This window comes from Burkholderia sp. Z1, from assembly GCF_014893795.1.
Classification (GTDB): Bacteria; Pseudomonadota; Gammaproteobacteria; order Burkholderiales; family Burkholderiaceae; genus Burkholderia; species Burkholderia theae.
On sequence record NZ_JACFYL010000003.1, the window covers coordinates 1153980 to 1176204 of the forward strand.

Genomic DNA, 22225 nt, shown 5'->3' on the forward strand with positions numbered 1-22225 from the left:
TCCCGCCCCATCGCCGCGCTGTCACGTGCGCCGTGTCGTATGCCGGTATGGCCGTTTCCCGTAGCGTTGCCCGGACGAGCCGGCTCCCTGCCGTCACCCGCTACGAATCGTGCCCGTGCCCGCTCCCCCCGCTTCCGTACACTCGAATTCGCGCCATGCGGCGCAGGCGGCGTGCATCCCGCGTACGGCCGCGCCTGACGGGAGCCTTGCATGCTGTCCATCGACGGAATGGGTCTGGGTTTGAACTGGCAGCGTTTCCTGTCGCAAACGCTGAATCCGGACCTCGCACCGAAGCCGCCGCAAAATGTCGACGGCACGTCCAACGACGGCCCGAACAACGGTCCCGCCAACCCGGTCAACCCGACCGCCGCGCCGCCGATCCCCGTGCAGGCGGACCTCGGCACCGATCCGTCCAAACCGACCAACGCCGAAATCGGCTCGGCCACCGCGTTGCTGCAGAGCCTGGCCGATCAATATCGCGTGGCGCCGCCCGAGATCACCGTCGACAACGACACGACGCGTGCGGTCCAGGGCGTGATCCAGGACGCGCAGACCAAATACGACAACGCGCAGCAGGCACTGCAAGGCGCGCAAGGCGTGCTGCGGATGACGAGCCGCGACCCCGACTCGACGCCCGACGAGCACAAGGCCGCCGTCGACAACTACACGAAAGCGCGCAATGCGGCCGACACCGCGCAACGCGAGCTCGACGTGACGACCGACGCCGGCTACCGCATCCTGTACGGCGAACAGGCGAAGGCCGACCAGTACAGCTCCGACCCGACGAACCAGAACATCGAAGGCCCCGCGCAGCAGCAGGCCGACGCAAAACTCGCCGCATTGCAGAAGCTGTTCCCCGATCAAACGAAGGCGAATCCGAACTTCATTCCGCAACAGGGCGACTGCAAGACGCCCGACCAGGTCCAGGCGTACGACGACTGGCAGTCGGCGACGTCGAGCGCGACGGTCGGCCAGGCCAAGTACTGGGCGGACGTCAGCAACGCGAATCTCGCCTATACGCAGTTCCAGTCGTACATGGGCGATCCCGCGTACAAGGACGCGATCGATACCGGTGTCGGCAATCTGAACGATGCGCTCGCGCCGCTGCAACTGCAGGTCGATCTGCCCGACGCGCCCGCGGCCGACCAGAACGGCAACGTCGATATGAACGCCGTGCAAGCGAACGTCGCGCAGGCAGCGAAGATCGCGAACTATTCGAACGCGGCCTATGCTGCGTCGCTCGACGCACAGCAGGTCACGACGCTGCAGCAGAAATACGACGTCGACAGCGCCTGCCTGATCGGGTCGACGCCCGGCGCGGCGAAGGACGACAAGGCCGCGCTCGATCGCGCGACCACGCAAGCGAACACGAGCGGCAGCTACATGCAGATGCTCGGCGCGCAGCTCACTGTCGACGACTTGCAGACCAAATACGACACGGCGAAAAGCGCGTCCGACGACTGGCATACCGCGAATCCGAAATCGCTGGATCCGCATCCGAAGGTCGACATCGATCTCGGCAATGCATCCGATGCGCTGGCACAGGCGAAACAGACGGCAAGCCTCGCGCACGACGGATTCGTCGTCGACTACGGCCAGACGCTCGCGCAGCAGTACGACGACGCCGGCTCGCAGATCGATACGCAGCTCGCGCCGAAGGTGCCGTTCGTGCTGCAGAACCCGACGCCGACGCTGTCGACGAATCCGCCGCCCACGACGACGACACCGGCCCCGTCGCCAGGACCGTCGCCGTCGTTGAGCACGTCGCTGCCGAGCGCATCGGGTACACCGAATACATCGAGTACGCCGGCTCCGTCGACGACGCAGACGCCGTCGTCGTCATTGAGCACGTCGGCACCGGCCAGCAGTCTGTCGACATCGTTCCCTCCCACGACGCTGTTCACGAATCCGTCGTTCGTGCTGCGACCGCCCGGCTCGAACACGTCCGTGCCGACCACCGCGACCGGCCAGACCGCGCTCGACGCGAAAAAGCTCCACGTCGTCGCGGGCGCGCTGCGCGCGGCCGACAGCCGGCTGTCCAACACGTACAACGACGCAGCCGCGAAATTCCAGCTCGCGAACGCGCAGACGCAGGAAGGCGTGCTGAAGGGCAAGCTCGCGGACACGCAAAAAACCTACGACGACTGGTACGCGCACAACCCGACGCCGGTGCGGCTGCGCATGGTGGACGGCGACGAGATCCCGATGCCGACGCCGCTACGCGCGAATCCGTACCAGGGCGACCTCGACAAGGCCCGCAGCGATCTGCAGCAAGCCGACGCGAACATCAACAAGCTGCAGCTGCTGACGGAAATGTCGCATCAGCAGGTGCTGCTCGATCAGTTCGACGCGAGCCTCGCCGAGAACCTGCGCAACCCGCAGAGCCAGGACGACAAGGACGCGTACTCGAAGGCGCTGGACGGCTTCTTCCGCGCACACCAGGGCGAACTGTCGCAATCGCTGCTCGACCAGGCGGGCGCGACCACGAACAAGGCCGCGACGATCGACTTCGGCAAGCTGACCGACAACGAGCAGCGCAACCTGATCGGCACCGCGATCGGGCTCGCGCCGGACGTCCAGCCGTCGTCGGACGCCGGCTCGCCCACCGCGCCCGTCAACGACGACACGGTGCGCTACACCGACAAGGACAAGCTGGACACGATCAACAAGGTGCGCGGCGAAATCCTGAAGCTCGGCGGCGGCGCCGGCACGCAGGTCAACATCTTGCCGCTGATCTATTCGGACAAGACGGCCGGCATGGTGACGAGCGCGCTCTTCAAGGTCACCGACGGCAAGGGCAACGTCCAGTACGTCGACGACACGTCGGCGCAATACGACAACATCGGCGACTACCTCGACAACAACCAGCTTGCGTCGAGCGGCACGCTCGACCTCGTGACCGGCTACGACGGCAACGGTCACGCGCAGTTTCAGCAGAAGGCCGCGCATCACGACGACTGGTTCGACAGCGCGCTGAACACGCTGACCGGCGGCAAGGTAAACCTCGGGATGATGGGTCTCGGGCTGCTGATGGAGGGTGCCGGCGTGCTGCTCGACGCAACGGGCGCGGGCGCGTTTGCCGGCGCCGCGCTGAATTTCACGGGCGCGGCCATGATGGACACGGCGATCGGTTCGAGCATGGCGAAATCCGCGATCGATATCGGCTCGCGATGGGACCACAACCAGAGCATCAATCCGTTCACCGACGCCGGCGCGCGCGGCGACTGGCTCAACCTCGTGCCGATGGGCGCGGCCGGCGCCGCGAAGTTCGCCGGTTCGGAAGTGTTCGGCAAGACGATCACGGCACTCACCGGCTCGGCGAAAGCCGCGCGCGTGACCACGGCGATCGTGCGCGGCACGTCGCTCGCGACCGGTGTCGGCGCCGCGGGCGAGAGCTTCGTCGAGGCCGGTTTCGCGTTCGCCGACGGGAACAGCAAGCAGGGCTGGGAGGATCTCAAGTCCGGCTTCACGAACGTCGCGCTGATGGGTGCGGGCGGCGTGCGGGATCGCGTGGTCAATGCGGCGGTTCGCGTCACCGGCAGGCCGGTGATCGCCCGCTCGGCAGGCGGCGACAGTATCTCGATCGACGGCCAGCAGCTGCAGAAAATCCTGAGCGGAAAGGAGCCGCCGCAACTCGCGCTTGGCGCGACGCGCGCGTCGCTCGACGGCGTCGACATCAAGGTCGCGAAGGACGGCACGTTGATGGCGGGCGACAAGGTGCTCACCTACGACAACATGCCCGTGCGCGTGCTCGACGGGCTCAACAACAAGGACCTGAACAATCTGCCGCGGGGTGCCTCGGTGATGCTCGGCGAGAACGGCGAACTGAGCATCGTCAAGCTGACCGGCAAGACCTGGACCGAAGGCACGAAGATCGATTCGATCACGCAGACGGGCGACCGGCTGTCGTTCGGCAGCGACGGCGAAATCGACGCGCCGTCGAAGCTCGTCGCGAAAACACCCACCCAGTGGCAAGACGACCTGCAGCAACAGGCGAACGACAACGCTCCGCCCGCGGATCATGCGCAGAACGCGCCCGCCGCCGACGAAGCCGCGACGCGCGCGTCCGAAGCGAACAACACGGCCACCGCAACCACGGCGGCAAGCGCACGCAATGCGCAGCACACGAGCGAAGCACAGGCCGCGCGCGACGAGAACCAGCAGGAAACGCGCTCGTCGGATTCGCATGTCGCCGCGCAGAATCGCCGCAGCAGCAACCTGCGCGCGGCGGAAGATCCGGCCGTCGCGCGGGCGCCCGGCGCACCCGGTACGGGCGCCCTCGAAGAACCGGCCAGCGTCGCACCGCGCACGCCGGTCCGCGTGATCGACCTGACCGACGCCGAACCGGCAACCCGGCCCGCGACGCTCGATCCGGCCGGCGTCTCCGTGCCGCGCGGCCCGTCGGTCGAGGCACTCGACTACGGCGAGCACACGCTCTTCATCGTGCGTAACGGCGACGACCACGCTGCGGCGCCGCCCGATGCTGCGCAACCTCGCGCGGCGGGATCGCTGCCCGCGGACGTCGCGGAACCGATCGTCGTCATCGCCGATGCCGCGGACGCGCACGTTGCGCCCGAACTCGCGAACCGCTGGCAGCGCCCGGTGTTCGCCGCCACGCCGGAAGCGCTGCACACGGACGGCACGCTGCGCGCGGATGCGTCGTTGACTCGCTACATGCCTGCGCCCGATGCGCCGGTCACGGGCGGCCGCGTCGTCGGCACGAACGCGCAGGCGCAGCACGCCGACGCGACGGCAGGCATCGCCGAAGCCGACACGCCCGCGCCGGCTCCCGACGCGCCCGCAATCCGCCGCGCGCCGCCGCCCGCGAACGACGACACCGTCATCGTGCTCGCGTCGACCAAGCGCGGCGCCACCGACCCGGAGAACAGCGCCGCCCTGCCGCCGCAACCGCCTGCTCGCGCGGCACGCGCGCTGGACGGCGCATTCAGCGCGCCGAACCGCATCCTGGTGCTCGTCAAGCCGGCCGAGCGGTCTGCCTCGCAGGCGGCAAACGATGCGAGCGACGCGTCCCGCCCGACTCCGACCGGCGACGCGCAGGCCGAGGACCACGCGCTTCCGCCCGCCGCGCACCCGGAAATCACCGAAACGCCGCCGGACCCGTCGCTGGCCGGCCCCGGCCTCTTCACGCGGCTGCAGATGCGCTTCGGCGGCGCACCGCTGCCGGACGCGGTCCATGCGCTCGCGCAGCAATCGGACACGCTCACGCAGCAGTTGCGGATGATGAGCGACGCCGGCTGGCGCGTGAGCCTCGGCAAGCGCGGCGGCGGCAGCCGGATCGATCCGAAGCGGCGGCGCGTGACGATCGATGGCGGCCTGCGCGATTCGGGCAGCATCACGTACACGCTAGCGCACGAGGCAAAGCACGCGGTCGAGGCGATCGACGGCACGCTCGATTCGCTCGACTACAGCGGCCGCAGCCGCTTCACGCGCAAGGCGCTCGAAGCCGAAGCGCGCGCGCAGATCAACGCGTTCGAAGCGCGCTACGAGATCGACCTCGCGGGCGGCGGCGACATCGCGGCGAAGACGACGCTGCCCGACGCGCTCCAGCACGAGGCCGACCGCTGGGGACCGTCGAGCGACTATGCGGGCACGGTCGAACGGCTCGCCGACGCATTCGCCGACGCGCCGGTGTCGGGTCGCCGCGGCGAGACCTACCAGGCCTTTTACGACGGCATCTGGGACAAGCAGAAGCGTCACGGCGGCGCGCCGCGGCGCATGCCCGCGCCGCACACGACGGAATCGGTCGGCGACGGCGGCACGCACCTGCCGCGCACGCTCGACGAACAGGTGCGGTGGAGCTTCGCGCATGCGGAGCAGATTTCGCCGTTCGCGCAACGCGGGCGCAACGAGCCGCGGCAGATGACGCTCAAGAGCCTGGACGGACGCACATCGATCGGGCCCGACGACCCGCTGACGGTCATCCACGGACGAACCGATGCCGCGGGCAATCTGCTCGACGCACACGGCCTCCCCGCACAGCACGTCGACTATTCAATCGCGAACTTCCTGGCCGGCTCGTCGACCGGCGCCGGCTCCGGACGCGCGCTGATCTTCGCCGCGGACAACGGGCACGCTGGCGCCGCGTGGCTCGCGAACACCTGGCAGCGTCCGGTCTACGTGCCGGACGGTGGCACGATCCGCAGCCTCAATGCGGTTGCGGGAAATCCGGCGGGCACGAGAGAACAGGTGCAGTTCGGCCATGCGCCGACGTGGACCCGCTATGCGCCATCACCACGCGAGCGGATCGACTATGGCGAACTCGCCGTCGACGAAAACGGCCTCCATGTGGCTGGCGATCCGTCGCGGCGCCTGGACGCGCAAGCGCTGATCGGCCCGTTCCTCGGGGCCGGCATCGAAAAGACCGTGTTCGAGCTCGGCAAGCGCAACGCGATCGGCCTGTACGACATCGATCCCCAGCGGCCGCGCGACAGCCAGATTGACGATCATCACGATGCGCTCAACACGGAACGCAGCGGGCTCGACATGCTGCGCCGCTATGGCATGCGCACGCTGACCATCGACGGCCCGTTCTCGGTCGGCAACCGGATCGCGATCCTGTACCACCCGCTCGCCGAACTCAGCAGCCGGGCCGTCTCACTCGGCGCGTTGCCGAAGCGCATCACGCACGAATCGATGCGACAACTCGCAGCGATGCACGAGATCGTCGAACGCGATGGGCTGGTGTTCGATTTCCAGGGTCTCTTCGACGCGCACGGCGAGTTCTATTTCAGCGATCCTTCCACCGTGTTCCGCTCGGACGAGCATGACGATATCGCGTCCACCCTCGAGGAAATCGACAGCGTCATCGATCCGCTCAAACGCGGCATCGCCGACGGCAGCATCGTCCTCGCCCATCCGGAGACCCGCGAAGCGCTGCCGGACGGCGCGTTCGTCCAGAAACCGTCTCTCATCACGCGTATCCGCATGTGGTTCGGCGGCGCGCCACTGTCCGACGCCGCCTATGCGCTCGCCGGTCAGTCGAGCCTGCTCGCCGAACAGATGCGGCTGCTGAAATCGGACGGCTGGCAGATCGTGCTGGGCCGCGCGGGACGCGGCAGCCGCACCGACGTCGACCAGCGCCGGATCGTGATCGACGGCGGACTGCTCAGCACCGGCACGCTCGTCTATACGCTCGCGCACGAAGCCGGCCACGCGGCCGACGTGTCGAACGACCGGCTCAGCCTCGACACCAGCAGCCCCGACGCATACGTGCAAAGCACGCTGCTCGCCGAAGCACGCGCGCAGGCCAACGCGTTCGCGGTGCGCAAGCAGATCCTCGAAGCGACCGGCATCGACATCGCCGAGCACGCGGTGCTCCCCGACGCGATCGCACGCGAGGCCGACCACGTGATGCCGGGCGACGCAGCGGGCCTCGCGCGCCTCGCCGACGCATTCGGCAACGCCGCGGTGTCGGGCCGCAACGGCGAGCGCTACAGCACGTTCTACGGCCGCGCCTGGGACCAGCAGCAGTCGGGCAACGCATCGCTGCGCATGCCCGCACCGCATACGACCGAATCGTCCGGTGGCACGGGCGGCGCGCCGCTACCGCGCACGCTCGACGAACAGGTGCAGTGGAGCAACGAGCATGCGGATCGCGTGTCGCCGTTCCCGCGGCGCTGGTTCGGCGGCAGCGCGCCGAAGTTGACCTTCTCCCGCAACGGTCCGGTGTCCTATGCAAGCGGCGAACCGCTGACGCTCGTCCATGCGCGAACCGATGCCGCCGGCGGCCTGCTCGACGCCCACGGCCGTCCCGCCACGCCGGTCGACTACTCGATCGACCATCGCCACGCGTTCGGGCCCACCCAAACGGGCAACCGCCTCGTGCTCGATGGCGGCGACGCACGCGCGGCGCATGGCGCGTGGCTCGCGAACATCTGGCAGCGCACGATCTACGTGCCCGACAGCGGCACGGTTCGCACGATCGGCGAGTCGCACACCGACCGCACGCACCGGATGCAGTTCGGCGGCCCGGGGACGTGGACCCGCTACACACCGTCGCCGCGCGAGCGGATCGACCCGGGCGCGCTCGCCGCCGACGCGAACGGCCTGCATGTCGCCGGCGATCCGTCGCGGCGCGTGGATCCCGCCGAACTGCTCGGTCCGTTCCTCGGCGCGGGCACCGCGAAAGCGGTGTTCGAACTCGGCAAGCGCAACGCGATCGGCCTGTTCGAAGCGGGTGGCGACAAGGCGCGCACGATGCTCGAGCATGAAACACGCGGGCTCGACCAGTTGAAAGCGCTCGGCATGCGCACGGTCACGGTCGACGGCCCGTTCACGTACCGCGGCCGCATCGCGGTGCTGTACAGCCCGCTCGCCGAGCTCGGCAGCATCGACGTGATGAACGGCATCCTGCCGAAGCGCGTGACGCGCGAATCGATGCGGCAGCTCGCCGCCATGCGCGCGCTGGCCGAACGTCATGGCCTGTCGTTCGACTTCGAAGGCCTGTTCGATGCACAGGGCAACTTCTATTTCAGCGATCCCTCCGTCCTGATCCGGCATCCGGACCCGGCCGCCAACCGGACGCCGGGGATGATCGATGCCGTCATCGACCCGCTGAAACGCGGCATCGCGAGCGGCCACGTCGAGCTCGCGCATCCGGCGATCGGCGAAACGCTGCCGGACGGCGCGTTCGTCCAGAAGCCGTCTCTCATCACGCGCATCCGGATGTGGTTCGGCGGCGCGCCGCTGCCCGACGCCGCTTATGCGCTCGCCGGTCAGTCGAGCCTGCTCGCCGAACAGATGCGGCTGCTGAATCCGGGCCACTGGGAGATCGTGCAGGGCCGCGCGGGCGCCGGCAGCAAGGTCGACGCCGAACAGCGCCGGATCGTGATCGACGGCGGCCTGCGCCACGCCGGCACGATCGTCTACGTGCTCGCGCACGAGATCGGTCACGCGGTCGACGTGGCGACGAACCGGCTCGACCTCGACACAAGCAGCCCCGACGCGTACGTGCAAAGCACGCTGCTCGCCGAAGCACGCGCGCAGGCCAACGCGTTCGCGGTGCGCAAGCAGATCCTCGAAGCGACCGGCATCGACATCGCCGAGCATGCGGTACTCCCCGATGCGATCGCGCGCGAAGCCGACCATGTGATGCCCGGCGACGAAGCCGGCCTCGCCCGGCTCGCCGACGCGTTCGGCAATGCGCCCACGTCGTTGCCCGGCAACCCCGTCTACCGCGCGCTGTACCGCGCGCAGGCCGAGCAGGCCATGCGTGACGGCGAGGCCGGGCGCGCCGGTGCGGCGCCGCGGACGATGCCGTCGATGATGATGTGGCCGGTGCCCGATCCGTCTACCTTCATGCCGGCCGCGCCCGCGCTCACGCCCGAGTCGCGTGCGGCCGACTGGCTCGATGCGCACGGCAAGCGCAACCTGAAGCGGATCGACGGGACGCAACTGGCCGACATCCGCGACCTCGCGCAATACGCGGGACCCAACGCGCACGTGCTGATCGCGAAGCACCTCGACCGGCCGGCGGATGACGGCACACATCCGCAACCCGACTTCGTCGCGAGCCTGAAGACCGACGCGTACAGCCAGCCCGGCCAGCCCGAGGCGGCCGATCCCGGCGACACACCATCGCACGAAGTGCGCGACGCGGTGTATCCGGGCACGCGTCCGCGCAAGCGCAACGACAGCAAGCCGCCGCACGAGGCGCGCGCGGATTTCGACTTCTACGTGTCGCCGGTGTCGCTCGACGAATTGCGGCAATTCGGCGGCGCGGCGAAGGTCGAAGACATCGACACGAAGCGCGTGTGGGATGCCGAGCCTTCCGGCGACATGCCCGCGGATGAGGTCGTCAAGCAGATCGACGCCCTCGCCCGCGCGCCGCGGTACAAGCGGCCCAAAGCGGCCGCAAAGGCCGCGGAGGCCCTGCCCGCTGGCGCGACGATCTTCGCGGTCGACAAGAAGACCGGCAAGGTGCTCGGCTACGCGGAACCCGTACAGGGCGGCTGGACCTATCACGAGAAGACCTCGGTCGGCGACGCGTCGATCGGGGCGCAGGATCTCGGCACCGCGTTTCGCCGCCGCGCGCGCGGGCTGCCCGACGGACGGCGCGGCGTCGTGTTCGTCCCGTCCTCGCTGCCGGAATCGGCGGTGTCCCGCTATGGCGGCTTCGAGCCTGCCGAGCGGGCGTTGCCGGTCGCCGAGCAGAAACCGCCGCCGCTGAAACTGAGCGACCGCGTGCAACGCCGGCTCGGCAGGATTCAGTCGGCGGGCAAGCCGCCCGCAGGGGCGACGCCGCTCGCCCATCGATGGGTCGCGCCGAACCTGTTGCCGAAATCGGCCGACGACGTGCACGACTTCAGCGGCGCGAACACGTTGCATCTGCGGCGCGTGATCGATCTCGGCCAGGTCGGCCCGGCGTACTTCATCTACGTCTACGGCACGGAAGGCGCGCTGATCGACACGCTGCACAAGCCGGACGGCATCCTCGCGACACGCGACGACAAGCTGCAATGGTTCGACGACGCAACGCATTTCAACGATGCGGGCAAGCCCGGCATCGATCTTGACAAGACGACGATCGGCGGCGGCCCGGATGGCGCGAACCGCCATTTCCTGGTGACGAAGCTCGATCCGGCCGCGTTCGACGCGCGCGCAAAACCGACGCAGCTCGAAGCCTATGCGTTGAAACAGGCGGAACTCGACAAGCAACTGAAGAAAGCCGCCGAGGAATCGTCCGCGCCGTTCGGCGAGCTGGAGACGCGCATCGCGAACGAACTGACGGCAGCGACGGCCCAGCAAGCCAGACTCGCGAACGACCCCGCGTCAGGCGCGCCCGCTGCCAGCCCACCAGCGAAACCGAAGAAACGCACGCGCGCCAAGGGCAAGAACGGCAACCCGAGCACGCCGGCCGCACCGGCACCCGCCGCGTCGCCGGCACTCCCCGCCGGCGAACCGTTCAGCATCAAGACCTATCAGCCCGGCCTGTCGAGCGCGACGATCGCCGAATGGATCCTTCGCTTCGGCAAGGCGAAGGTCGACAACTGGTTCCCCGAGCACGAACGCGTCAAGGCGTTTGCGGGCCGGAGCGGCAAACCGCTCGATCTCGGCGCAAACCGGCAAGTCATGATGGCCGACAGCGTGATGATGAAAGCGCTCGGCCTCCCGTTGCGGCTCGCGCGCGATGTGTCGAGCATGCCGTGGCATGGCCCGCTGTCGCGGCCCGATCACGCGGCAAACGTGCTGTCCCGCCATGCGAAGGGCGCGATGACCTATCTGTCGATCGCACGCGCCGCGGACCGGCATGCGCTGCAGGCCTATGCACGCGCGAAGGCCGAGATTCAGGATCGCATTGCGCTGATGGCGCGCGGCTTCACGCTGCGCGACAACCCCGACGAGATGCTCGCGCTCGTCAAACGCTACGGCGGTGCGATGCCGGTCGTGTCGGTCGCGGTCGATCCGCATTCGCTGGCCGCGGCGCTCGGCAGGAAGCACGACCCGGCGTTCATCCGCCGCGTGCGCGAGCTCGGCAACCTCGATAACGCTCAGTTTGACGAAGCGAACGCGCGAATCGACATCGACGGCACGCGTCACCAGCTCGAGCTCGACGACCTCGACCACCTGGACAAATGGCTCGACGCGGCATCCGAAGGCGGCTTCGTGCTGCGCCTCGAAACCGCGCCGTCGCGCGCGCTCGTGTCGGCCGAAGACCAGCGCACGCTTGCCGGCACCAACGATGCCTATCACGACTACGTGCGCACGTTCGACGCGCTCGAAACGTGGGCCCGCCGGAACACCGACAAAGACGCGCCGCACGTGATGGTGACGTTCCACGGCTGGGATGCCGTGCTCGAACCGGTGCCGGGCGACGGTCACCTGAAACTCGTCGAGGCCGTGCTCGACCGCAAGGAACTCGACTGGGTTCACCTCGGGCTGTCGTATGCAACGCATGGCTCGGACTTCATCGCGAACCAGGACCTGACCGCCGCACTCGCCCGCAAGCTCGTCGAGTACGAACTGCGCGCGCCCGACAAGCTCGCGCGCCTGCACGGTGCCGACGCGCTCACGCGCGTGTTCGAACGTGTCGGCACGCAAACGCTCGCGAACCAGCACCAGGTGCTGTTCGCCGAAGTCGAACGCGTCGGTCTCGCGAACGGGATGACGCCCGAGAAGCTCGCGCAGCTGCGCACCAAACTGTACGAAGGCAATACCACCGCGCTGATGGACCGCGCGCGACAGGCGACGATTACCTATGCGAAGGAGAACTACTGGAATACCGCGGCGGCCGCCAACCGGGCCGAATTCCGCGCACGCGACGCCGGCAACCGCTGGTTGAGCCAATACGGCAAGCCGGACACCGAACCCATGCAGCTCAAGATCGCCGCGCACGCGAACGCGTCGAGCACCGCTTTCTGGCGCGCGGTGGCGGCCGACCCGAAGCTCGCCATCGACGACACCAAACCCGTCATCGTGAACCGGGACATCGCCGCGCAGCCGAGCCACCAGCGCGGCGACCCGCAGAAAGCCGCGCTCGCGCAACTCAACGCGCTGCGCGTCCACCGGCCGTCGTTCGGCAAACGCGACTGGATGTGGTCACTGGGGTTCGGCGGCACGGTGGCCGGTGCAAGCTCGCTGGTTGCGCTGAACGTGTTCAACGGCATGAACATGATGAGCTCGGACGCGCTGAGTCACGCGAACACCGCGCTCTTCGTCGGCGCGCGTGCCGGCCGCGTGTTCGGCGCGATGCATCAGGGTGCGGTGCAGAGCCTGCAGAGCGGCGACCCGCGCGCGGTGCACGACGTACTCGACCGCTTGCAGCGCTCGCTCGCGCAGCAGCTGAGCGCTTCGGTGCACGGCTACAATCCGGCGCGGCTCGAACAGCTCGACCTGCTGACGAACGAGACCCGCGTGAAGGCGAGCCACTTCGTCGAAATGCACCGTCAAGGTTTGATCGGTTTCGACGATGCGGCCGCGCAGATCAAGGAACTGTCGGCCGACCTGCTGGCGAACATGCAGGGCATGGTCGGCGGCACGTCGCTCACGCAGCTGCACCGCGGCAATTCCCGCCGGCTGCTCGGCCTCGTCGGGCGCGGCAGCGCGATCGTCGGTTATTCAGGGACGATCGCCGTCGGCGTGCACGGGCTGATGACCACGCCGACGGTCGCGGGCGCGCTGACGACCGCGAGCGCGGCGCTCGCCGCGACGTATTCGGGCCTGGTCTACGCGGTGAGCGCGCATCGCGTGAACGCGGACAAGCGCAGCCGCGTCGTGCGCCTGATCGATTCGACGTCGGATTTCGTCGGTGTGGCGAGCGGCGTCGCCGGCACGATCGCGCAATACGACAAGGGCCATTACGGGCTTGCGGCGACAGCCGCGACATCGACGGCGATCCTGCTCGGCGCGCGCCTGAACACCCATTTCCCGAACGCGACGCGCTGGGTCAAGAAATACCCGACCGCGCTGATCCTCGTGCCGATCGGAATTTGGGGCTTCACGCAGTTGCAGAGCCTGTTCTTCGGATCGCCTTCGAGCGGATCGGGGTCGTCGACGCACAAGCCGAAGCGGACGTCATCGTCGTCATCGCATCAGCCGCCGCAGACCGGCGGCACGCCGACGACCGGGCTCGCGCCGGGCGCAACCGCGACGCAGCCGCCCGGCACCGGCACGACGGGCAGCACGGCGCCCGCGCAACCCTCCGCGCCGCCGTCGCCGGCCGCGCAACCGTACATCGTCGTCGCGGGGGATTCGCTCTGGGTGATCGCCGACGCGCATCGCCAATCGCTGCTCGACGCGGCGCACGTGTCGCGGGATGACCAGAAGGCGATGACGCACGACCAGCAGGATGCACGCGCACTCAACGAGATCCTGCAGCTGAATCCGGGCATGGCCTCGGCGCCGAACGTGCTGCACGTCGGGCAGTCGATCAATATCGGCTGAGGCGGCGCCGGTCCCGCGGGTCCGGCGACCGGCATCGACGAACGCTCCGGCGGACGACCGCGGTCAGCCAGCCCATGCGGAGTTGCGGATCACGCTGCAGAAATTGCCGGCGTGGAAATGCGGTTCCTTGTCCGCGATGACGTCGGCCTTCACGTTGCCGAACGTCGTATCCGGCTTGTGCCTGATCCCGTCGTAGAACGTTTGGATGATGTCCTCCTTGAAATGCGGCGTGCGCGGATGCGCGCTCACGACCGCGTCGCGCTCGGCGTCGCTGTATTCCGGATACGTGAGGCCCAGCACGTCCATCTCGACGCCCGCGGTAACGAGCGCGATCACCGGATGCATGTGCTGCGGAATGCCCGGCGTGGTATGCAGCGCGATCGAGGTCCACACGACATCGATATCCTGCTGCGAGATGCCCTTGCTTTTCAGGAAATCGCGGGCGGCGTTGGCACCGTCCACCTCGAAGCGCTCGCACGCGCTGCTGTGCTGGTGCGTGAGCCCCATATCGTGGAACATGCAGCCGCAGTAGAGCAGCTCGGGATCGTATTCGAGCCCGCGACGCTGGCCCGCCAGCGCCGCGAAATAGAAGACGCGGCTGGAGTGGTGAAACAGCAATTCGGATTCGGTATCGCGCACAAGCTCGGTGATCTCGCGGGCCAGTTGGCTATCGGGAAGGGTGATGCCGGCAACGTTCACAGTCATGATCGACCTCCATTGAAGACACCCCCGATTCTCCGGAGCCCGATAGCTGTCATCAATAGACGGACTACGTCAAATCCTGCCATTTCGCGCGACGGACGGACACGGTGCCTGCGGGGCCAAAGGGGCACCCCTATACTGCTACGCATCACGTTCGACACAACACGCAACCGATCATGCCGAAGGTCGTGGGAATTTTCGCCGGACCGGGCGTTCAGCTGCTCGATGTCTCCGCGCCGCTCGACGTCTTCGCGCAAGCGAACGCCGAATGCGGGAAGCCGTTCTATACGTTGCGGATCATCGCGGGCGAATCCGGTCCGATACGCAGTTCATCCGGTGCACAGTTGCTGCCCGACTGGATCGTTCCCGCCATCCCGGAGCGCATCGACACGCTGCTGGTCGCCGGCGCGCCGAGCGCCAGCCAGCTCACGTTGCGCACCGACGTCCTCGCGTGGCTGCGATCGGCGGCCGTGCAAAGCAAGCGCTATGGCTCGATCTGCACCGGCGCATTCATCCTCGCGGCCACCGGCCTGCTGAAAGGGCGCCACCTGACCACGCACTGGGCCGCCGCCGACGCGCTTGCCGAAGCCTATCCGTCGCTCACCGTCGATGCGGACGCGCTGTACGTGCGCGACGGCAAGCTGCGCACCGGCGCCGGCGTCACGGCCGGGCTCGATCTCGCGCTCGCGCTGGTCGAGGAGGATCTCGGCCGCGAGATCGCGCGGCGCGTCGCCGCGCAACTGGTCATGTTCTTCAAGCGCCCGGGCGGGCAACTCCAGTTCAGCCGCAAGGGCGAGGCGCGCCCCGCCGGGCGCTCGGTGCTGCAGGAGGTTCAGCGTTGGATCGCGGCGAATCCGGAACTCGAGCATTCGGTGGCCGAGATGGCAAAGCATGCGGGCATGAGCCCGCGCCACTTCGCGCGGCTGTTCCGCACGGAAGTCGGCATGACGCCGGCCGCATGGGTCGAGGCGACCCGCATCGCGGCGGCCCGCCACTTGCTCGAGAACGGCCACGACACGCCGAAACAGGTCGCCGCGAAATGCGGCTTCGCGAATGTCGATACGCTCAGGCGGTCGTTCGCGCGGCACGTCGGGATCACGCCGGCCGAATACCGGAAGCGGCAGGCGGTTCTGGCCGAGTGACCCGGCATGGGCAATGCTGGCGACCTTTCAAAAATACTTCGGAATACGATTCAACCGGTCGTCCCTTCGACACGTGCCGGCCGACAATATCGCGTTCGAAAGAGTCAGGCCCGACGCACCCGCCAATCATCAGATAAAACCACCCATCCACGCGGATCGTTTACCCAGTTGCAATAATGATTCACTGGAACGCGTATTTCCGACCGGTAACGTGATCGCTACGATGCAATCAACCGCTGAACGCAACGAGCGAAGCGCGAAATCAACGAAACCGGAGGTCATCATGAAGTCGTTCATCTACGCAGTCGTCGCCGCAACCGCCCTGTCCGCCTCGTACGGCGCCTTCGCACAATCGAACCCGTCGGGCCAGCTGACGCGTGCCCAGGTGCGCGCCGAACTCGTCCAGCTCGAACAGGCCGGCTACAAGCCCGAGGTCTCCGACCAGTATTACCCGCGCGCACTGCAGACCGCACAGGCCCGTGTGACGAACGCCGATGAAACCGGCTACGGCGCGCAAGCTGCCGCTGGCGTGCATGCCGGCCGCGCGATCTCGGTCAAGCAGGAAGGCCGCGACTCCGTCTATTTCGGCCAGTAAGCCGGATCCACGTGCGCGGATTCCGGTCCGCGCACGGCAAGCGAAACACCCCGCTCCCGTTCATCGGGGCGGGGTGTTTGCTTTTCGGTCATCCGCTCCGCAACGGGATCGTCATCTTCGACCGACGTGAACGAACCCGTGGATCGCACCGCGCAGCGTCGTTCACGCAGGCCGCCGGTGTTTGCGCATAGAATGGCCGCGTGGTCGGCGTCGGCCAAAACGAACGCGAGCGGAACCACGACGCCCGGCATGCCCGATCGTCGCCGCGCCCGCTGGCCGGCCCGATGCGGCACTCATCGCATTTTTCGACAAGGAGCGGTTTCATGTCTCAAACATCCGGTTCCATGATCACGTTTCGCCGCCCGGACGGCCAGGAACTGCAGGGTTATCTCGCCACGCCGGCACAGACCGAAGGCGCGCCCGCAGTCGTCGTCATCCAGGAATGGTGGGGGCTGAACGACCAGATCCGCGGCGTCGCGGATCGCCTCGCGCGCTGCGGCTACTTCGCGCTCGTGCCCGACCTGTACCGCGGCAAGTCGACGGTCGAGGAGGAAGAAGCGCACCACCTGATGACCGGGCTCGATTTCGGCGACGCCGCATCGCAGGACATTCCCGGCGCAGTGGCCTATCTGAAGACGCTTGCTCCGCGCGTCGCGGTGACGGGCTACTGCATGGGCGGCGCACTCACGCTGCTGTCGCTGCAGTACGCCGATGCCGATGCGGGCGTCACGTGGTACGGCCTCCCGCCGCTCGACTACATCGATCCGGCAAAGCTCAAGGTGCCGCTGATGGGCCACTGGGCCACGCAGGACGCGTTCTTTGCGATCGACCAGGTCGATGCGCTCGAGAAGAAGCTGACCGATGCGAAGGTCGGGTTCGAGTTCCATCGTTATCTCGCGCATCATGCGTTCGCGAACGAAGAGGCCGTCGGCACCGGCCGCATCGCCGGCACGCAGTTCGATCCGGTGTGGTCGCAAATCGCATGGGATCGCACGCTCACGTTCTTCGGCCGCACGCTTTGGGCGAAGCAGGGGTAATGTAACGCCGCTGCCGCCGCGCCTGCGACGGGCGGTCATGCAAATGGAAACGCCACGGATTGATGTCCGTGGCGTTTTCGTTTCCGCGCGTGTAACCGGTTCGGCAAACGGAAGCGGTCGTCCGCTCCCGCCCTTCGTCGCGCTTACCCGTTCGCAGCCGCCTTGTCGTAGTCGATCGGCGTGTCCGGCGCGCGCGGCGTTTCGCCGGCCCGCTGGATCCACCCGCCGCCCAATGCACGGTACAGGTCGACCAGGTTCGTCCAGCGTGCCAGACGCGCGCTGATCAGCGACTGCTGCGCCGAGTACAAGTCGGTCTGCGCGGTCAGCACCGGCAGGTAGCTGTCGACGCCGTTCTTGTAACGCAGATCAGATAAGTCGAAACGGCGCTGCTGCGCGTACTCGTTGCGTTCCAGCGCCGCGATCTGCTGGTCGTACGTGCCGCGTGCGGCCAGCCCGTCCGACACTTCGCGGAACGCCGATTGAATCGCCTTCTCGTAGTTCGCGATCTCGATGCGCTTCTGCACGTGCGCGAGATCGAGGTTGGCGATGTTCTGCCCGCCCTCGAAAATCGGCAGCGCGATGTTCGGCGCGAACGACCACGCCGCCGTGCCGGCCTTGAACAGGCCGCCCAGCGTCGGGCTCGCGGTACCGAACGCCGCCGTCAGCGAGATGCGAGGGAAGAACGCCGCACGTGCCGCGCCGATGTTCGCGTTCGCGGCCAGCAGCGTCTGCTCGGCCTGCATCACGTCCGGACGACGCGTCAGCAGATCCGACGGCAACCCGGCCGGCACGTCCGTCAGCAGGTTCTGCGAGTCGAGCGGCATGCCCGGCGGCAGATCGTCCGGCAGCGGCTCGCCGATCAGCAATACCAGCGCGTTCACGGCCTGCGCGCGGGCACGTGCCTGAGCCTGCTGGTTCGCGAGCGCCGTCTCGACGACCGTCTGAGCCTGACGCAGGTCGAGCTCGGAGCCCGTACCGTTGTCGAACTGCAGCTTCGTCAGGTCGTACGACGCCTGCGCGGATTTCAGCGTGTTCTCCGTGACCTTTAGCAGATCGTCGGTCGACAGCACCGTCAGGTACTGGTCAGCCACCTGCGACACCAGCGAGATTTCCGACGCCTGCCGCGCATACGCGGTCGACAGATACTGCGCGAGCGCCTGGTCCTTCAGGCTCTGCACGCGGCCGAACAGATCGAGCTCCCATGACGCGGACAAGCCGACGTTGTAGGCGCGCGTGATCAGCGGCGCGCCCGTCGTGGACACGCCAGCCGGATAGCGCTGGATGTTGCCCGTGCCCGTCGCATCGAGCGTCGGGAACAAGCCCGCGCGCGTGATCTGGTACTGCGCACGCGCCGCCTCGATGTTCAGCACCGACACGCGCAGGTCGCGGTTGTTCTTCAGCGCGATCTCGATCAGCCGCTGCAGGCGCGGATCGACGAAGAACTCACGCCAGCCGATGACGGTCGCCGCCTGGCCGTTCGCGCTGCGCGCGCCGGCAGCGCCCGGTTGCGTCGCATAAACGCCACCGGACGGAAATGCCTGCGAAACCGGCGCATCGGGCCGCGTGTAATGCGGCGCCATCGTACAGCCTGCGGCAAACAGCGCGGCAGCCAATGCGGCCGCGGTTGCAGTCAAAGCGTGTTTTTGCATCGTTACTGCCCCTTCGAATCGTGTGCGTCTCCGTGACCGTGCTGCAGGTCGCCCTGCACGAGACGCCAGGCATCGTCGACGTTTTCCGTCTCGCCGCTGAAGATCGCGCGAACCCGCACGAAGAACATCGGGATCATGAAAATCGCGAGGAACGTCGCCGTGATCATCCCGCCGATCACGCCCGTGCCGATCGCGTGCTGGCTCGCCGAACCCGCGCCGTTGCTGATCGCAAGCGGCAACACGCCGAGCATGAACGCGAGCGACGTCATCAGGATCGGGCGCAACCGCAGCCGCGCCGCCTCGATCGCCGCGCGCACCGGCCCCATGTTCTCCTTCGCCTGCAACTCGCGCGCGAACTCGACGATCAGGATCGCGTTCTTCGCGGACAAGCCCACGGTGGTCAGCAGGCCGACCTGGAAGAACACGTCGTTCTCGAGGCCACGCAGCATCGTCGCGAGCAACGCGCCGACCACGCCGAGCGGCACGACCATGATCACCGAGAACGGGATCGACCAGCTTTCATACAGCGCCGCGAGACACAGGAACACGACGAGAATCGAGATCGCATACAGCACAGGCGCTTGCGAACCGGACTGAATTTCCTGGAACGACAGGCCCGTCCACGAATAACCGATGCCTTCCGGCAGCTTGCTCGCGAGCGCTTCCATCGCGGTCATCGCCTGGCCGGTCGATTTGCCTTCCGCGGCCTGCCCCTGGATCTCGATCGACGACACGCCGTTGTAGCGTTCGAGCTTCGGCGAGCCGTAGCTCCAGTGGCCGGTCGAGAATGCGCTGAACGGCACCATCCCGCCCGCGCTGTTGCGCACGTACCAGATGTTCATGTCTTCCGGCGTCATCCGGAACGGCGCATCCGACTGCACGTAGACCTTCTTGATCCGGCCATCGGTATCGAGGAAGTTGTTCACGTACTGCGACGCCCACGCGATCGAGAACGTCTGGTCGATCGCGGCCGCCGTTACGCCGAGCGCATTCGCCTTCTCGCGATCGATGTCGACCTTGTACTGCGGCGTGTCGTTCAGGCCGTTCGGGCGCACCAGCGCGAGCGCGGGGTCCTTCGCGGCCATCCCGAGCAACTGCCCGCGCGCGGCCATCAACGCTTCGTGGCCGAGACCGGCGTTGTCCGTCAGCTCGAAGTCGAAACCCGCAGCCGTGCCGAGTTCGGGGATCGACGGCGGGTTGAACGGAATCACCATCGCATCCTTGTACTGCGAGTAATGCGCGAAGGTCCGGCCGATCAGCGCCTGGACCTTCTGGTCCGAACGCTGGCGGTGCTCGTACGGTTTCAGCTTCACGAACACGAGACCCGCGTTCTGGCCACGGCCCGCGAAGCTGAAGCCGTTGACCGTGAACACCGAGTCGACCACCTCCTTCTCCGCGGTGGTCAGGTACGTGTTGATGTTGTCGAGCGTCTTGCCGGTCGTTTCCTGCGTGGAGCCGGACGGCGTCTGCACGATCATGAACATGTAGCCCTGGTCCTCGTCGGGCAGGAACGACTTCGGCAGACGCGCGAACATCACGCCGACCGCGACGAAGACGGCCAGGTAGATCACGAGCCAGCGGCCCGAGCGCCGGATCACGTGGTTCACGCCGCTCGTGTAGCGATCGCGGCTGCGATCGAAGGTCCGGTTGAACCAGCCGAAGAAACCCTTCTTCTCCTCGTGATGCCCTTGCGGGATCGGCTTCAGGATCGTCGCGCACAGCGCCGGCGTGAGAATCAACGCGACGAGCACCGACAGCACCATCGCCGACACGATCGTCAGCGAGAACTGGCGATAGATCGCGCCGACCGAACCGCCCGAGAACGCGACCGGCACGAACACCGCCGACAGCACCAGCGCCACGCCGACGAGCGCGCCGGTGATCTGGCTCATCGCCTTCTTGGTCGCTTCCTTCGGCGACAGGCCCTCTTCCGCCATCACGCGCTCGACGTTCTCGACCACGACGATCGCATCGTCGACCAGCAGGCCGATCGCGAGCACGAGGCCGAACATCGACAGCGTGTTGATCGAGAAGCCGGCGACGCCCATGATCGCGAACGTGCCGAGCAGCACGACCGGCACCGCGATCGTCGGGATGATCGTCGCCCGCAGGTTCTGAAGGAACAGGTACATCACGAGGAACACGAGCACGATGCCCTCGATCAGCGTCTTGACCACTTCCTCGATCGACAGGCGCACGAACGGCGTCGTGTCGTACGGGTAGTGGACGACGAGACCGTGCGGGAAGTACTTCGACAGCTCCTGGATCTTGGCCCGCAGCGCGGTTGCAGTCGCGAGCGCGTTTGCGCCGGTGGCGAGCTGGATACCGAGGCCGGCCGTCGGCTGCCCCATGTACTTCGTGTCGAACGTGTAGTTCTCCGAACCCAGCGCGGCACGGCCGACGTCCTTCAGCCGGACCTGCGAACCGTCCTGGTTGACCTTCAGCAGGATGTTGCCGAACTGCTCGGGCGTGCGCAGCAGCGTCGATTCGGTGATCGTCGCCTGCAGCACGGTGCCCGGCTTCGCCGGCGTGCCGCCGATCTGGCCGCCCGCGATCTGCACGTTCTGCTGCGTGATCGCGGCCGTCACGTCGACCGGCGTCAGGCTGTAGTTGGTCAGCTTGACGGGGTCGAGCCAGATGCGCATCGAGAACTGCGAACCGAGCAGCAGCGTCTGGCCGACGCCGTTGACGCGGCTGAGCGGATCGAGCACGTGCGACGCGACATAGTTCGTCAGGTCCTCCTTCGACATGTTGCCGTCCTCGGAGTTGAACGCGAACCACATCAGCCAGTTGCTGCTCGACTTCGTGACCTGCATGCCGAGCTGCTGCACGACCTGCGGCAGGTTCGGCGTCGCGAGCGACAGCTTGTTCTGCACCTGCACCTGCGCGACGTCCGGATTCGTGCCCGGCGAGAAGGTCAGCGTGATCGTCGCATTGCCCGAATCGTCGCTCGTCGACGACATGTACAGGAAGTTGTCGAGACCGCTCATCTGCTGCTCGATCACCTGCGTCACCGTGTCTTCCACCGTCTTCGCGGAAGCGCCCGGGTAATTCGCCTGGATCTGGATCGTCGGCGGTGCGATCGTCGGATACTGCGCGATCGGCATCTTGAAGATCGACGCGATGCCGGCCAGCATCAGCACGATCGCGATCACCCACGCGAAGATCGGGCGATCGATAAAGAACTTGGCCATGAAA

The 22225-nt window shown here is 67.3% G+C and carries 8 protein-coding genes; 4 read left to right on the forward strand and 4 right to left on the reverse strand.

The genetic code is table 11. The features are described from left to right. Window positions 1-210 precede the first annotated feature (210 nt). Window positions 211-13902: an LWXIA domain-containing protein gene (locus tag H3H55_RS37135; protein WP_193103067.1), complete on the forward strand. Its 13692-nt coding sequence runs from the start codon at window positions 211-213 to the stop codon at window positions 13900-13902. A 63-nt stretch (window positions 13903-13965) separates the two neighbouring features. On the opposite strand, the gene H3H55_RS37140 is transcribed toward H3H55_RS37135, so the two are convergent. After that, entirely contained in the window at window positions 13966-14607 is a 642-nt protein-coding gene (locus tag H3H55_RS37140; protein ID WP_193103068.1) for an HD domain-containing protein, read from the reverse strand. 173 nt (window positions 14608-14780) lie between these two features. Here H3H55_RS37140 and H3H55_RS37145 point away from each other — a divergent pair, with 173 nt between their 5' ends. Both H3H55_RS37145 and H3H55_RS37150 read left to right on the forward strand, forming a co-directional pair. After that, window positions 14781-15746, forward strand: a complete 966-nt coding sequence (locus tag H3H55_RS37145; RefSeq protein ID WP_193103069.1) for a GlxA family transcriptional regulator — start codon at window positions 14781-14783, stop codon at window positions 15744-15746. Between the two features lie 283 nt (window positions 15747-16029). Then, entirely contained in the window at window positions 16030-16341 is a 312-nt protein-coding gene (locus tag H3H55_RS37150) for a DUF4148 domain-containing protein (protein ID WP_193103070.1), read from the forward strand. On the opposite strand, the gene H3H55_RS37155 is transcribed toward H3H55_RS37150, so the two are convergent. Beyond that, on the reverse strand, window positions 16326-16592 hold the full coding sequence (locus tag H3H55_RS37155) for a hypothetical protein (RefSeq protein ID WP_193103071.1): 267 nt from the start codon (window positions 16590-16592) through the stop codon (window positions 16326-16328). The two genes, H3H55_RS37150 and H3H55_RS37155, sit on opposite strands and share 16 nt — an antisense overlap. A 72-nt stretch (window positions 16593-16664) precedes the next feature. Here H3H55_RS37155 and H3H55_RS37160 point away from each other — a divergent pair, with 72 nt between their 5' ends. Beyond that, window positions 16665-17378, forward strand: coding sequence for a dienelactone hydrolase family protein (locus H3H55_RS37160; RefSeq protein WP_193103072.1), 714 nt, complete (start codon window positions 16665-16667; stop codon window positions 17376-17378). Between the two features lie 143 nt (window positions 17379-17521). Here the strand turns inward: H3H55_RS37160 and H3H55_RS37165 are convergent, their stop codons facing one another. After that, on the reverse strand, window positions 17522-19027 hold the full coding sequence (locus H3H55_RS37165) for an efflux transporter outer membrane subunit (protein WP_193103073.1): 1506 nt from the start codon (window positions 19025-19027) through the stop codon (window positions 17522-17524). A gap of 2 nt (window positions 19028-19029) precedes the next feature. Continuing rightward, window positions 19030-22221, reverse strand: a complete 3192-nt coding sequence (locus tag H3H55_RS37170) for an efflux RND transporter permease subunit (protein WP_193103074.1) — start codon at window positions 22219-22221, stop codon at window positions 19030-19032. Between the last annotated feature and the right edge of the window lie 4 nt (window positions 22222-22225).